13 protein-coding genes are annotated in these 14,747 nt (G+C 52.3%); 5 read left to right on the top strand and 8 right to left on the bottom strand.

The window, feature by feature from the left end; all coding sequences use genetic code 11:
- Positions 1 to 414 precede the first annotated feature (414 nt).
- Complete coding sequence (locus tag BM123_RS23035; RefSeq protein WP_090173380.1) at positions 415 to 1,644, top strand: pyridoxal phosphate-dependent aminotransferase; 1,230 nt, start codon at positions 415 to 417, stop codon at positions 1,642 to 1,644.
- An 11-nt stretch (positions 1,645 to 1,655) separates the two neighbouring features.
- Here the strand turns inward: BM123_RS23035 and BM123_RS23030 are convergent, their stop codons facing one another.
- The 4 genes from BM123_RS23030 to BM123_RS23015 all read right to left on the bottom strand — a co-directional run bounded on the left by BM123_RS23030 (position 1,656) and on the right by BM123_RS23015 (position 5,281).
- Positions 1,656 to 2,303, bottom strand: coding sequence for a protein-L-isoaspartate(D-aspartate) O-methyltransferase (locus BM123_RS23030; protein WP_090173379.1), 648 nt, complete (start codon positions 2,301 to 2,303; stop codon positions 1,656 to 1,658).
- A gap of 58 nt (positions 2,304 to 2,361) precedes the next feature.
- Complete coding sequence (locus BM123_RS23025; RefSeq protein ID WP_090173377.1) at positions 2,362 to 2,823, bottom strand: pyrophosphohydrolase domain-containing protein; 462 nt, start codon at positions 2,821 to 2,823, stop codon at positions 2,362 to 2,364.
- A 135-nt stretch (positions 2,824 to 2,958) separates the two neighbouring features.
- Entirely contained in the window at positions 2,959 to 4,683 is a 1,725-nt protein-coding gene (locus BM123_RS23020) for an amidohydrolase (RefSeq protein WP_090173375.1), read from the bottom strand.
- Positions 4,684 to 4,789: 106 nt separating this feature from the next.
- On the bottom strand, positions 4,790 to 5,281 hold the full coding sequence (locus BM123_RS23015) for an Lrp/AsnC ligand binding domain-containing protein (protein ID WP_090173373.1): 492 nt from the start codon (positions 5,279 to 5,281) through the stop codon (positions 4,790 to 4,792).
- A gap of 63 nt (positions 5,282 to 5,344) precedes the next feature.
- Here BM123_RS23015 and BM123_RS23010 point away from each other — a divergent pair, with 63 nt between their 5' ends.
- Together BM123_RS23010 and BM123_RS23005 are read left to right on the top strand one after the other, a co-directional pair.
- Positions 5,345 to 6,190 carry an alpha/beta fold hydrolase gene (locus BM123_RS23010; RefSeq protein ID WP_175489522.1) on the top strand — a complete coding sequence of 282 codons (846 nt, stop codon included), beginning with the start codon at positions 5,345 to 5,347 and terminating at the stop codon, positions 6,188 to 6,190.
- A gap of 92 nt (positions 6,191 to 6,282) precedes the next feature.
- Positions 6,283 to 7,080, top strand: coding sequence for a hypothetical protein (locus tag BM123_RS23005; protein WP_139212069.1), 798 nt, complete (start codon positions 6,283 to 6,285; stop codon positions 7,078 to 7,080).
- 101 nt (positions 7,081 to 7,181) lie between these two features.
- Here the strand turns inward: BM123_RS23005 and BM123_RS23000 are convergent, their stop codons facing one another.
- Positions 7,182 to 8,438: a cation:proton antiporter gene (locus BM123_RS23000; RefSeq protein ID WP_090173368.1), complete on the bottom strand. Its 1,257-nt coding sequence runs from the start codon at positions 8,436 to 8,438 to the stop codon at positions 7,182 to 7,184.
- A 167-nt stretch (positions 8,439 to 8,605) separates the two neighbouring features.
- Here BM123_RS23000 and BM123_RS22995 point away from each other — a divergent pair, with 167 nt between their 5' ends.
- Both BM123_RS22995 and BM123_RS22990 read left to right on the top strand, forming a co-directional pair.
- The gene (locus BM123_RS22995) at positions 8,606 to 9,760 is read left to right on the top strand and encodes an aminotransferase class V-fold PLP-dependent enzyme (protein WP_090173366.1); all 1,155 of its coding nucleotides are present in this window, start codon (positions 8,606 to 8,608) and stop codon (positions 9,758 to 9,760) included.
- A 29-nt stretch (positions 9,761 to 9,789) separates the two neighbouring features.
- Complete coding sequence (locus BM123_RS22990) at positions 9,790 to 10,185, top strand: ACT domain-containing protein (RefSeq protein WP_090173364.1); 396 nt, start codon at positions 9,790 to 9,792, stop codon at positions 10,183 to 10,185.
- Between the two features lie 106 nt (positions 10,186 to 10,291).
- Here BM123_RS22990 and BM123_RS22985 read toward each other — a convergent pair whose 3' ends face one another.
- From BM123_RS22985 to BM123_RS22975, 3 genes are all read right to left on the bottom strand, one after another.
- Positions 10,292 to 11,368 (bottom strand): AI-2E family transporter, encoded by a 1,077-nt coding sequence (locus BM123_RS22985; RefSeq protein WP_090173362.1) that lies wholly within the window; start codon positions 11,366 to 11,368, stop codon positions 10,292 to 10,294.
- Positions 11,369 to 11,439: 71 nt separating this feature from the next.
- The gene (locus BM123_RS22980) at positions 11,440 to 12,825 is read right to left on the bottom strand and encodes a HEPN domain-containing protein (RefSeq protein WP_090173360.1); all 1,386 of its coding nucleotides are present in this window, start codon (positions 12,823 to 12,825) and stop codon (positions 11,440 to 11,442) included.
- A gap of 345 nt (positions 12,826 to 13,170) precedes the next feature.
- Positions 13,171 to 14,709 (bottom strand): alanine/glycine:cation symporter family protein, encoded by a 1,539-nt coding sequence (locus tag BM123_RS22975; protein ID WP_090173358.1) that lies wholly within the window; start codon positions 14,707 to 14,709, stop codon positions 13,171 to 13,173.
- Positions 14,710 to 14,747 lie beyond the last annotated feature (38 nt).

The following is a 14,747-nucleotide window of genomic DNA, read 5'->3' as shown; positions in this document are numbered from 1 at the left end:
AGTACGGGATCATCCTAGTCTCGTTGTAAATCTAAAAATAAGTCGGCAGATGCTTGCTTGTTATCAGTATAACTTCGCTGAGCCCTTCGGGGTTCTTGATTTGCTACCGCAAGTGACAGCTCACTGCGTTCGATCAGAACAAAAACCAACTATTGGATTACAGTTTTAGATTTGATGCGTTTGCCTTGGGCAGTAGCGGGGTAGGTAAGGAAACGAGGTTCATTTTTGTAGCGGAAGGTCATTACTGAAATTTGGATTTTTGCTACCCCAAAAGAGCTGGCCAATTCATGGCACCTGGCAACTGGCACCCCGCACCTGGCACCTGGCACCCGATTTTAAAATTCCTGCCCATATGCTACCATCCAAGACCGGTACTGATAGTACCTTTGAGACTAAATTGAAATTACCGGTCTAATGCCGAAAGTATCCCACCGTTCAGAAACTGTTCCCTTGTCTCCTTTTCGGAAATTGATCCCGATTGCGGACAAGGCTAAAGCCGCCGGGCGACACGTCTACCATCTCAATATTGGCCAGCCTGATATCAAGACCCACCCAAGGGCCGTAGAGCAGTTCCGCAAGATTGATTGGGATGTGCTGGAGTACAGTCCGAGCAACGGCTTTGCCTCCTACCGGGAAGCACTGACGGATTACTACGCTCGTTTTGATGTTCCCCTGGTAGCGGACAACATCATGGTGACTACCGGAGGGTCAGAGGCCATTCTTTTCTTCATGCTTTCCTGCCTGGATCCCGGTGATGAGGTTATCGTCCCGGAGCCGTTTTACGCAAACTACAACGGCTACGCGCACATTGCTGACGTGCGGGTGGTGGCCATTACGAGTCACATCGAAGATGGCTTTAGTCTGCCCAGCCCGGAAGCCTTTGCCAACAAGATCACTTCCCGTACCCGGGCCATCATGATTACCAGCCCTAACAACCCTACGGGCGCTTGTTATTCCGACGAGGAAATGGCCAGCCTGGCGGAAATCGTGAAGGAGCACGACCTGTTTTTGTGTGCCGATGAAGTGTATCGGGAGTTTGCTTACGATCAGCCGATACGCTCGGTACTGCAAATTCCGGGGCTGGAAGAGCACGCTATCATCATTGACTCCGTTTCTAAGCGATACAGTGCAACGGGGGCCAGGGTTGGGGCTTTGGTTTGCCGGAACCCACAAATACTGGCCGCGGTTGATCGCTTTGCGAAGTTACGGCTGAGCCCTCCCGGGCTGGGGCAGATGCTTTCCGAGTGCATGTTGCAGGACGATCGGGCATACCTCGATGGCGTAAAGGAAGATTATCAGGCCCGCCGGGATACGGTTTACCGCCGGCTACAATCCATGCCGGGGGTTTTTTCCTATGAGCCCGGAGGAGCTTTCTATTGTTTCGCCCGATTCCCCATTGCTGATAGTGAAGACTTTTGTCGCTGGCTGCTCGAGGACTTTGAGCACGAAGGAGCAACGGTGATGCTTTCTCCCGGCCCCGGCTTTTATGCCACCCCGGGTTTAGGGCGTAACGAGTGCCGCATCGCTTATGTTCTCAATGTAGATGATTTGGAAAAAGCGATGGACTGCCTGGAACTCGCCCTGCAAGTTTATCCCGGAAAAACGGAACTTGTGGTGGATGCGCTCAGTAGCGGGCGGGCATAAACTACGGTCTTTTAACCCAGCCCCTCCAGGAAGGGGACAAAGGCGCACTGCCCTAATTCTTCTTCACTCCATTCCGTCTCGCTAAGGCGGCGAATTTTCAGCAGCGTTTGTTCTTTGCCTTCCGGCCCGACGGGGATAACCATAATGCCTCCGACCTTAAGTTGTTCGCGAAGGGCGGGCGGGACGGCCGTTGCGCCGGCCGTTGCCATAATCCGGTCAAATGGTGCCATCTCTGGTAGCCCCTTAGTCCCGTCTCGCAGATAAGACCGGATGCGTCGGTCCAGCTTGAGTTTTTTAAATGTCAGTTTGGCTTTCCGGTAGAGAGGCTTGTGTCGTTCGACGGTAAAGACCCGGCCACCCAGCAAAGAAAGCACGACGGCCTGATAGCCGGAACCCGTTCCAATTTCCAGAACGTGCTGGCGGGGCAGCAACTCGAGCTGGCTACTCTGCCAGGCGACGGTGCTGGGCTGTGAGATCGTCTGCTCACAATCGATGGGGAAAGGCTCGTCCTGGTAAGCCCAGCCGTGGAATGAGCTGTCGAGAAAAACATGGCGGGGCACGTTGGCCATCACGTCCAGCACCTTGCTATCGTACTGGCCGGTTGCCCGCAGTTTATCGATGAGTTGGCGGCGTTGGCCCCGGTGAAGGAAGCTGTCCATTTGCTGAATTTAATCGTTTATTCGTAGCAAGATACGATTTTTACCATTAAATGTTTGCTTATAGTTGCCCGACCAGGTCAGCTGGTGAATAATGCACGTTCTTCAGCACCTTGCGGTCATCCGTACGGTACACAAGGAAAACCTTTCCGGAAGGCTCAATGGTGCCGGTTTGCCCCTGTTTTTCGTAGTGGGCCACGGTTTCTTCCGCCTCCTGCATAGTGGCGCAGGTTTTACTCATGTTGCTACGGTGAACTTCTTCGAAGAGGGCACGGAATTTCTCTCCCAGACCAAACTCCAGAATGGCACCACTCAGTACGTACTGGATATCAGCAAAAGCATCAGCAGCTTCCACGAGGTCGTCGTTTTCAATGGCTTCAGCTAATTCCTCTAACTCCTCGCGGAGCAGATTAAGGCGCAGACGGCAGCGGTCTGCATTCGGGATTTGGGGCGTGTCCAGAACAGGTAAGTGAAATGTCCGGTGAAATTCGGCAACGTCGTTGAGTGCGTCAGGGGAGGTCATGGGGGAGTGATTTTGGGCGAATATAGTAATTGGCCTGTTGGCCTGTTAGCTCGTTAGTCTTTTAGGTAGCCGCGAGGAGGAGGCAGGTGAAAATACTGCTCGGCACTCTCTCCTTGCACCTGCGGCCGCGCCCCTTTAAAATGCCTTCTCACCCGCCACAAATGTTCCCAGTACCTCCGTATCCATAATTTCCTCATCCGGGCAGCTCAGCAGGTTCTTGGAAAGCAGCACAAAATCCGCTGCCATCATTGGTGCCAGTGTGCCGCGTACATCTTCCTGGAAAGCGGCGTAAGCACAAGCGGCGGTATAGCTGTGGAGCCCTTCTACCCGGGTCATTTTTTGCTCCGGGAAAAAGACGGCTTTGCCGTCGGCCCGGGCGCGGGTGACGCTGGCATAGAAGCTCTCAATCGGATCTACATCCTCAACCGGGGCATCGGTTCCGTTGGTGACTACCGCGCCTGCATCCAGCAGGCTGCGCCAGGGGTAAGCTCCGCTGGCAGCCCGCTCCGTTCCGAGGCGGTTCTCCGCAAAAAGCGCGTCTGACGTACAGTGAATTCCTTGCATACTGGCAATGACGCCCAGCTCAGCAAAACGCGGAATGTCCGTCGGATCAATGTGCTGCGCGTGCTCAATTCGCCAGCGCCGGTCATTATCTTTCTCCAGGTGCTTTTCCATTACGTTGAGCGTTTCCCGGTTGGCCTTGTCCCCGATGGCATGGACGCATAGCTGCATGCCATGCTCTTTGGCGAGCCCTGCGATACTGTCCATGGTTTCCACCAGGGTCGTGTTCTGCCCCACAAATCCGGGATTGTCGAAATAAGGCTCAATCAGCCAGGCACCGTAGCTGCCCAGGGCACCGTCAAGTTCTGTTTTGATGGCGGCACAGGTGAAACGGTCGCCGTAGTGAGGTAGGCCGCGCATGTTGCCTTCCATGTCATTGTAGGAGTGACGAAGCATAACCCAGAGGTTTAGCCGGAGGCTATCCGCTTCATCCAGTTCTTTATACCAATCCAGTTCCACGTATCTCGTTCCTGCATCCTGAAAACTGGTGATACCCTTTTTCAGGCATTCATTCTGTGCTTCCGTAATGCCCGCCAGCCACTCGTTTTTACGCGATTCCGGCGTCATGGTCTGTATCCAGTTTTGGTAAGCATCCGTGATCAGGTCCATGGCGCGTTCTTCAAAAACGCCGGTGGGGTCGCCGGAGGCGTCCCGCAGCACCCGGCCGCCACGCGGATCAGGTGTCTCGCGGTTAACCCCCGCAATCTCCATGGCCTTTTTGTTGGCAAACAGTCCGTGCCCACTGGCGTGGCGCAGTACCACGGGGTGGTTTTGGGTAAGCCGGCTGAGTTCGTCGTGAACGGGGTAGCCACCCACACTGTGATCGTGGGGTTTGTCCCACTTTTCCTGGTGCCAGCCCCGGCCGCTGATCCAGTCACCTTCGGGAGTGACCTTGGCCCGCTCTCCGACCATGGTTACGATCTCGTCCCAGTTTTTCGACCGAAGAAAGTTCAGGTTGCGCAGCGAACTGCCTAAGCCACTAAAGTGTGCGTGGCCTTCGATAAAACCGGGCATCAGGAAGTTGCCATTAGCATTTAGTCGCTCGGTTGCTTCCGTTATCTGGCTTGCCCAGCTACTGGTGTCATTTCCAACTGCGAGTACTTTCCCGCCCTGGCTAACGAGTAGGGCCGTGGCACAATGATCATCAGCCGCCGGGGCTTCCACGCCCGGGCAATCGACGCCAGTCCAGATACGGGCGTTAAATACCAGTAAGCTGGCTTCATTATCCGCTTCCGGCGTGTCAGTGGTGCAGGCTGTAACGGCAAAGAGTAGGGCGCAAAGGCCGAATAGAAATCTCATGGGTGTTTTAGTTTGGTAGTGGGGCAAAATAATTAGAGCGGCGGCACCCTTTGGCAGGATCAGGCGCGGCCGCGGGTCCAAAGCAGGTTAAAAGAGCAAAGAGGGGTCAGTCGGTCAGCTCTTTCAATTCTTCCGCGGATAAGACCTGAACCGGACGATTGATACTTTCTTCCAGTGACATAAAGGTCTCCGTTCGCTGGATACCTTCATACTGCTGAATGCGGGCCAACACTTTTCGCAGATGGTCAGTGTCCCGACAGACAACCTTCAGGAATATGCTGTAGACGCCCGTCAGGTAGTGCGCCGAAACAATCTCCTGGATTCCTCTAAGGTAAGCAGTAGCGGGCGTATACTCGCTACTGCTTTTGAGGTAAACCCCTAGAAAAGCAGTAACGTCGTAGCCCAGCTGGGTATGATCTACCTGCAGCGTCTGGCCCGTAACGATACCCGCCGCAATGAGCTTGTTCATCCGAACGTGGATGGTACCTCCGGAAACGAACAGCCTGGCTGCCAACTCAGTATATGGCTGTTTGGCGTTCTCCATCAAAAGAGCCAGAATCTTACGATCCAGATCGTCTAATTCATATGGTTTATTCATGCTGCTTACCTTTCGGCCGGAAGATAATGAGGATCAATGTACTTTACCCTTAAATTGATGATTATGCCCTGCAGACCTTTACTTTATCTCGTGATCGCGCTATTACTCATCAGCTGTACGTCTGAAGGGAAGCCGGAAGGTCAGGATGCGACTTCCGAGGCATCAACCAACGAGTTTGCCACCTTTTCTTCCTTCGACGGTGAGCAAATCGCCTATTTCGATGAGGGCGAAGGCCCCGCCGTTATGCTGCTCCATGGCTTCATCAACAGCGCCGCTTCCTGGGAAGGGACGGAGCTGAAGAAACAACTCCGTGCCCAGGGCTTCCGCATCATCGTTCCGGATCTTCGTGGCAACGGCAACTCCGCCAAACCACAAACGGATACCGGCTACGCAGATTTTGCTGAAATTAAAGACCTCCAGGCTCTGGCTGATCATCTGAAGCTGGAAGAGTACATGGCTGTCGGCTATTCCCGGGGCTCCATCCTGCTGGCCAATCTTCTGACCAGGGAACCCCGCATCTCTCGCGCCATCATCGGTGGGATGGGTATTGATTTTACGAACCCCGACTGGCCCCGCCGAATACAATTCGCCGATGCCTTCAGTGGTGTGGTCGCCCTGACCCCGGAAACCGAGGGCGCCGTCAACTACGCCAAATCCATCAACGCCGATCTGAGGTCTCTTCATCTGCAGCAAAAACACCAGCCGTCCACTTCTCCTGATGCCTTACGGGAGGTAAGCATCCCCATCATGGTCCTCGTTGGCAACGACGACAAAGACAACGGCGACCCCGGACAGCTCGAACGCCTGTTCCCCAACGGCCGGCTCAACATTATCCCCGGAGATCATAATACTACTTACCGGAAAGGTGTCTTCGCGGCGGCAACGATGGCTTTTCTGAAGGGAGGGTAGTGGGCTCTATCGAGACAGTTAATTCTCAGAATTACGGTTGAAATACATTAATGCTTGTAAGGTTTCAGTAGTGAATCGTAAATTGATTAATTATGAGTGGTTTTTTCCCAAAACGAGTGGTATTATTTTTGATGGCAGCACTATTCTTTATGCTGTTTTCTGCAGAAAGCTATGCCTGTTCCTGTGGGCATGAGCTGATTGTAAACAGGGTAGCGAAAGCTGATTTTGTGGCAAATATTACTATACTGAAAGTAAGTACTATTGACACTTTAGAAGACTATCATCAATTAGATATCGAAATAAACGAGTTATTTAAGGGTAGTGATAGAAACTCAATATTAGTGCATAGTTTCTTACGATCGTCTTGTGCTTTTTTACCGAATGAAGGAACTACCTGGCTTGTTTTTGCAACCGAGTACAATAACAAGGTTTCCTTTGGTTACTGTTCAGGAAGTAAGCAGGTGACCAAAAATAGATGGGCTGGACATTCAAAAGCTAATAGTAGTCATTTTCGTAGTGTGTCGATAAAATTAGAATTTTTAGACTTTGTAAAAAAGAGCGGAATTATACTTAAAAACGACTTTAAGTTAGACCTGAGTCTTAAGGAGAAAAAAGAAGGAGAATTGAAAGGTTGGCCAGGAGAGGAAAGCGAATTTGCGCTTTTCGAAGTCAGCGTTAATGAGGATTTAAAAATCACTAAAATAGCCAGATTAAAAGGCTTCCAAAACAGGAGATTAACCAGGCTTGTTAAAAACAGACTTAAAAGATCGAAGAATGCATTTAAATGGAAGGTGAGTTCAATCAAAACCCCGACCACTATACATCTTGCTTTTTTTTATTACCCATCTGAAAATGGAGGGGAAAGCCTCGTTAGCAGGTATGACTTGTAAAGGGCGTGTAATAAAGAGGACTTTCTATAAAACCTCCAAAGCACTAGTACAGTGTAAACCAAGCAGATACCAACGAATACTTAGTTTTCCAAGCCACCAGTCTATCCCTTTCTACCCATTTCTCTGTCCACCCAGCCTAAAATCGGCTTTACGCTCAGCCCATGAAGCAATATGGAGACTAAAATGGTAAAATTGACGATGCTCCAGATTACGTCTATCTCCGGAAACTGCTCACTGTTGTGTGCATAGGCCAGATAGTACAGAGAGCCTACTCCCCGGATTCCGAAATAGCTGATGGCCAGTTTTTCTACAAAGGGCAGGCCGGAGGGCAGAAAGGCAATTAAGCCACTCAAGGGGCGAATGATGAGCAGTAATGCTGCGCCGAGCGCAGCGCCCTGCCAGCTCAGGTGTTCCAGACCGCCGGTAGCCGTAATTCCACCGAAACCAATGAGGAAGATGCCCAGCACGGCCTGCTCGACCTGATCAACGGCCTCATAGATTTTCTGGCGGGTTTCCCGGTTCGTGTATTCCTGCTGGCCGCTGACTACCGCAGCGACGAATACTGCCAGAAACCCATAGCCTTCCGTTATTTCGGTTAGCGCATAGGTAAGCAAAGTGGAAGCTAAAATAAAGAGCCCTTCTTCTATCTCTGTGTCCTGCCCGTCATTCATTTTATTGGCAAACTGGTAGAAAATCCAGAGCATTACCTTTCCCATCACCCAGCCCATCAGAGTGCCCATAGCGATGCGGTAACCAAAATCCCACCAGGCCCAGGTGATAATGGCGTCAGACCAATTGTTGGTGGCCACCAGAGCAAGTGCCAGGTAAATGAACGGGAAAGCCAGACCATCATTCAGCCCTGCTTCCGAGGTGAGCCCGAAGCGAACTTCATCTTCAGGAGAATCATCCTTGGGTGGGCCTACCTGTACGTTTGAGGCCAAAACGGGGTCCGTAGGCGCCAATACACCACCGAGCAGGATCGCCGATGCCGGCGCAAGACCAATCCACCACCAACCCAGAAAGGCAACAGCTGCAATGGTAAGGGGCATGGCGATGGCGAGTAGAAAAACGCCGGTAGACCAGGTCTTCCACCCGGGGGGGCGTTTCATTTTTAGTCCGGTTCCTGCCAGTGAAATGATGACAATAAACTCCGTGATATACTCCATCCACTGCCGGTCAAAAACCCGGTCTTCCGGATTAATTAGCGGTAAATCAAGCGGTAAGCTAAAGATCAGAAAGCCAAAGCTTACGTAGATGATGGGAAGACTCAGCAGTCGGTTTTTTAATAAACCCGGAAGCATGAAAGCCCCCAAAAGGGCCAGCCCTGCAATCAGCAATAAAAGAATGTGTGGGTGCATAAATAATTAAACTGGCCAGAAAGGATCATTCAGACGGGTATTGAGGACAACCCCAAATTAAGAGGCCAGGTTCTCGCGCCCTTCTCCAGCGCCCTTAATTACTCCGAGAAAGTTGTTTTTTTGCGGTGGACTACAACAAACCGTAAATCTGTTTCTACCTTTCGCGCATGTCCAGTCCTCTTGTTCTCCAACGTGATTTATTCCCCTTTAAAGCCGTCGCCGGCTACCTGAACGGTGCCTCCCGTGCACCACAACTAAAGGCGGTGGCTGCTGCAGCACAGCACGCTTTGCACTGGCGAACGGAGAACGCCGGGATGCCGATTCCGGAATTCTTTGGCCCGGTGCAGGAAGCCCGGGAGAGCTTTGCCAGGCTTATCGGGGCTAAGGAAGCCGAACGGGTGGCCTTGATTCCGGCCACCAGCTATGGTGTCTCGACGGTGGCGAAGAACCTGCCCGTTGGGAAGGGAGACAACATCATTGTGGTGGAAGACCAGTTTCCCAGCAACTACTACGCCTGGTCAGTTTTATGCGCGGACGCAGGTGCAGAGTTGAGGACAGTGAAACGACCTGCTCCCGGAAGCACCGGATCCTGGAGTGAGCACCTGCTCGACGCCATCGACGAAAATACGGCAGCCGTGGCGGTCGCCAACGTCCACTGGGCGGACGGTAGCCTGTTCGATCTTAAAGCCCTCCGCGCCCGCACTAACGATGTGGATGCCTGGTTGGTGCTTGATGCAACGCAGTCCATCGGTGCCATGCCCTTTGACGTAGAGGACGTTCAGCCCGATGCCCTCATCGCCGGCGGCTACAAATGGCTCATGGGGCCTTATGGCTGCGGCTACGCCTGGTATGGTCCGCGAATGGACAACGGCCAACCCATCGAAGAGAACTGGATTAATCGTGCGGGCAGCGAAGATTTCCGCAATCTCGTCAATTATCAGGACGAATACCGCCCGCTCGCCAGCCGCTACTGTGTCGGTCAGCAATCCAACTTCCTGATGCTACCCATGCAGATTGCCGGCCTGGCCCAGGTCAATGCCTGGGGCGGAGACCGCATCCAGGCCTACTGCGCGAACCTCTGGTCAGTCATCACTGATCAACTGCAGGAACTCGGCGTTGGAGTTCCCGCTGACCGTGCCCATCATCTCGTAGGTCTTAGCCTGCCCGCTGGCATGAACCGGGACCGGTTAGTAGCAGAGTTTAACCGCCGGGGGCTACACGTCAGCTATCGTGGGGACGCGGTGCGCGTCTCCCCGAATGTTTACAATACGGAAGAAGAAATGATGCAATTGCTAATGGCTATTGCTAAAGCCCGGGGCTGATTTTTTGCGCACCTCTACAAGTTGTTGTTATGTCTTCCGTCAGTGATCTATCGCTCTTGCTACAACAGATGAACCCCGTGCTGCAGCCCGGGGCTTTTGTCTTTACGACCTCCTCCGAACCTCATCCGGCCTGGGAGAGCCCGGCGGTCGCCATCGTGAAAGAGCCCGAAGGAATTACTTACGTGCTGCCCCGGTCGCTGGCTGACGCGGAAGGCATTGTCTACGATTTTGTGGCTGCCTGGATTATGCTTACCGTACATTCTGATCTGGAAGCGGTGGGCCTCACCGCAGCGGTTTCCACGGCGCTTGCCGATGCAGGCATCAGCTGCAATGTGGTGGCAGGCTTTTACCATGATCACTTGTTCGTTCCGCAGGAGAAGCAGTCTGCCGCCATGAAGGCCCTGCAGCAACTAACGCTTGTCTGATTCACAGACCAAAATGGAAGCGGAGGGCTACTTTGCCTTTGAAAACCATCTTTGCACCTGCGGCAGCGCCCAAAAGACCTTTGTGGTGAAATTTGCCTCTGCCAGATTAACTGGCCCGCCCGCCATATTCTTTGCCCATCATCTCCCAGACTGTAATCAGCAGGGCTGCAATTGTGGGCCCCACCACGAAACCACTGAGGCCAAATGCCGTGATGCCTCCCAGGGTGGAGATGAGGACGAGGTAATCGGGCATTTCCGTGTCGCGGCCGACGAGGAGCGGACGGAGCAAATTATCAATCAGGCCAATAATCAGCGAGCCGATAATAATTAGCGCGATGCCTTTTCCGATCTGTCCCTGAGCGATGAGGATGATGGCCGTTGGCAACCAGATGATGGCACTACCTCCCACGGGAAGCAGGGCCAATAAAGTCATCGCCACCCCCCAGAGCAAAGCTGCGGGTACGCCAAGTATCGCGAAGGTGATTCCTCCGATCATGCCCTGAACTGCGGCCACTACCAGGGTGCCTTTCAGCGTAGCTTTACTCACTTGCGCAAAGCGACGAAAGAGTGTCTTTTCCCGGGTGTTACCCATCGGAATCGTATTGGTGATCGAGCGCATGATGCTCCGTCCGTCCTTCAGAAAGAAATAGAGCAGATAGAGCACCAGGGTGAACTGGACGAAAACATTGATAATGCTTCCACCGACGGTCAGGGCTTTATTCGCTACAAACTGGCTCACCTCTACGGCGATGTTACTCAGCCGGGTCCTTAGATCGTCCATAGTCACGCCATAGTCGCCCAGCAGGTCAACGGCCACCGGAACCCGATCCTCAACGTACTGCACTACTACCGAAGGGTCCATCTCTCCGCTCTCAACGGATTCGTAGAGCCCGACACCCTGATTAATGATGGCCAGGCTCAATAGCACAAAGGGAACGATGACAAAAAGAAAGACCAGTACGGTCGTAATGCCTGCCGCTAAACCAGCCCGTCTTATTCCGATCTTCTTTCGAATAAGACCATAGGGACCATAAAAAATGATGGTTAGCACCACCGCCCAAAGTACCGTCAATAGAAAAGGACCGACCATTCCCAGAAACGCGAGTGTCGTCATTGCAACGATAATGAAAAACAGGTTGCGGCTAACCTTCTTCAGGGTGGCAGGACTTTCGTAGGTGGGCATGGCTTATGGCAATTAGGGCTTGGAGAACCAGAGAAGCGGTAAAGCATCTCTGGTTCTCTACAGCTGCTCGTTTAGGATGGAAGGCGAACGGCCTTGATCATGTGGCCGTCAGGGCTCTCCTTATCGTAAAGAATGATGGATTCCTGCTCGATAAGAATGTTAACCAATGAGTAGGTGGTGCCGATGGCATATCCCTTGTTGGCAAGGAATTGGGTTACGAACCATTTAAGACCTACGTAGTCGGTATAATTGAGGCTGAGGGCTTCTTCGAGCTCCGTAATGATTTCCTCCTCCGTAATGACGATATAGCCAGGGGCTGCGGTCTTTTTATAGGTTTTGACCTTGTGTTCCAGCTTGATTTTACCCAGAATTTTTGGCCCCACAAGCTTTACCCGGTGATCAGAATCCGGATCAGCGTCAATAAGCTCGTCTTTGTCAGCGTGGTCAGCAGGAGCGCGGCTACCGGAGATGCTTTCCTGTTTTTTTGCAATTTGTTCCGCCTCGACTTCTTCCTCTCTCACCACCTCCGCAGCGGCCTGGTGAATGGCTTGCTTCTCCTTAAGGCTGAGTACAATCTCATCGATGTGCTTCTCTGCTTCCGTAATGATCTTAGTCAACTCGGTAGACAGAGCTTTCCCTTTCGTCAGCTCATCGTGAAAGAAAGTCGCCTGGTGAGCAACCTTGTTCCGGATGCGCGACATCTCCTTCCAGAGTTTCTCAAATTCCTTGTCCCGAAAGAACTTCTTGAAGTACTTCGTGTAATTGCCCTGCAGGTTGTTCTTTAGCTCGGTGAGCTCTTCAATGGATTCGATCCGCTCCAGAATTTCCAGCACCTTTTCGGGCTCATTGAAGCCAGTGGATTGCTTGTAGATCAGCAGGCCGAGATCATCAAAGTCTGCAAACTCAATATCGCTGTTGATGAAGTAGCTGAACTGATTAGAGCGGTTTCGCTGACGGCTCTTGACCTTCTCGATCATTTTGGGCGTAGCGGTTACGTCCCACCAATTCATACCTACCCGCTGGAAGAAAAACTTGATCAGGTAGCGGCGAAGGAGGTTCTCTACGGCATTGATTTTAGGATAAAGCTGGTTGGCGATTTCCGAAGAGATGTCATCTTTTAGTACCCGAAGGTGAGCGAACTTGAGATTGTCCCGAAGGTGGCGAAGAAGTCGTTGGCGAAAGGGTTCGAGATTTTCAAAATATTTACTCTCGACCCGAAGAACAAAAGCGGCTTCAACTAAGTCTGTGAGAATTTTACTGGTGTCAACGGGTAAAACAGAGACAAGCATTTCATCTTCCCCTTTGATAACGGCAGCGCCTCCTTTGTCTTGCGTAATGATAGGCGATCGACCGTTCCAGACTTCTTTACTATAACTGAGGGCGTGAATAAATGCCTCTTGATTGTTGATGTCTGCCGGATCGATGCATAGTAGCTCGAAGGTGAAATTTCCTGACATGATTGAAATAAGTTGACCATTGGTAATGGATTGATGATAATGGCTGCAATATAGCGAATTTTCGCGCGGGAGACTGAAGACAGAAATGAGCAGCGGAGGCATTTGGCGCCGGAGCCCTTCGGCAAGCTCAGGCGGGGCCGCAGGTGCAGCCAAAGTCGATAAAAGCAGGGTAGGGGAGCTCAGGCATTGCTCTCTGACGACGGGTGAAAGCGCAGGCTCACTCCCGGCCAATAAAAAAGCGATCAGCGATCGTCATACTGGCACTGTGGCAAGTTATGTCGATCACTGATCGCTTAATGGAGGTGGAAGGAGGTACCTCCCCGACCACAGTATGGAAGTTTGTACTTAAGCCGTACGCTTAATCTCTCCGCTCTTCACCCGGCTCAGGTAGTCGGCCAGGGCACGTCTTACGTTGGGCATCAGCAGGTAGAGGCCGAGAACGTTGGGGAAACACATGGCAAAGATCATGGCATCACCGAAGCCGAAAACGGCCCGGGCGCTGATCGCAGAACCAATAACGACGAAGCAACAGAAGATTACCTTGTAGATGTTTTCCTGGGTCTTGCTTTCTCCGAAGAGGTAAGTCCAGCATTTCAGGCCATAGTAAGACCAGCTGATCATTGTCGACAGGGCGAAGAGGATAACGGCAAAAGCCAGAACAGTTGGGAACCAGCTGATAACCGATCCGAATGCCGCAGAAGTGATACTGATGTCAGCAAACTCACCTGCCTGCAGGCCGGTATTGGCCCACTCGGCTCCATTGCCGCCATAGTTCGTAATGATGATCACCAGGGCGGTGATGGTACAAATGACAACGGTATCAATGAAGGGCTCCAGCAGGGCAACAATACCTTCGCTGATGGGCTCATCGGTTTTGGCAGCCGAGTGCGCAATGGAAGCGGAACCTACACCGGCTTCATTACTGAAAGCGGAGCGTCGGAAACCCTGAATCAATACGCCGATAAAGCCACCGTACATCGCTTCAGCGTTGAATGCACCAGAGAAGATCCGGCCGAAGGCTGCGGGAATTTCCGTAAAGTGATATCCCAGTACGATAAATGCTCCCACCAGGTAAATGCCTACCATGAATGGAACAATACGTTCGGTCACCCGGGCGATACTTTTGATGCCACCGATGATGATGACACCGATGATGATGGCCATCAGCAGGCCGAACATCCAGCCGTTACCGTACAGGAAGCTTTCTTCACCGCCCGTTACCGCGATAAGCTGGCTGGTCGCCTGGTTGATCTGTACCATGTTGCCACCGCCAACACTGCCGCCAATACAGAAGATGGCAAACATGACCGCAAGAACCTTGCCCAGCGTTCCCCAGCCCTTTTCTTTCAGGCCTTTGTCGAGGTAATACATCGGGCCGCCGGATATACTTCCGTCCGCATTAACGTTTCGGTACATTAAACCAAGGGAGACTTCGGTGAACTTTGAGGTCATGCCCAGTACGCCGGCAAAGATCATCCAGAAGGTTGCCCCGGGGCCACCAAGGCTTACCGCAGCGGCTACACCGGCAATGTTTCCTACACCAACGGTGCCCGAAAGAGCAGCCGTAAGGGCCTGGAAGTGAGATACCTCCCCGTCGTCATCCGGGTCGTCGTACTTCCCTCTTACAACGTCAAGGGCATGCTTGAAGCCAGTGATGTTGATGAAGCCCATGTAGAAGGTGAACACAAAGGCACCCACAATCAGCCAGGGTAAAACGAAGGGGACGCCAGGAGCGACTTCAAAAAAGATGACGGCTTCCACGAAAGCCGTAATGGGCTCGAAAATGCGTTGTAAGGCAGCATCGACGCCAGAAACTTCGTCTTGCGCAGAGAGCAATAACGGAGCAAAAAGAGATAGTAAAACGAGGTAATATTTCTTGAACATGAAGTTGGGGTCAGTTAGTCAGGAGTGCGTAAGGTAGT

The sequence above is a fragment of the Neolewinella agarilytica genome (assembly GCF_900110645.1).
Lineage (GTDB): Bacteria > Bacteroidota > Bacteroidia > Chitinophagales > Saprospiraceae > Neolewinella > Neolewinella agarilytica.
This window is presented reverse-complemented; position numbering and strand designations above follow the sequence as displayed.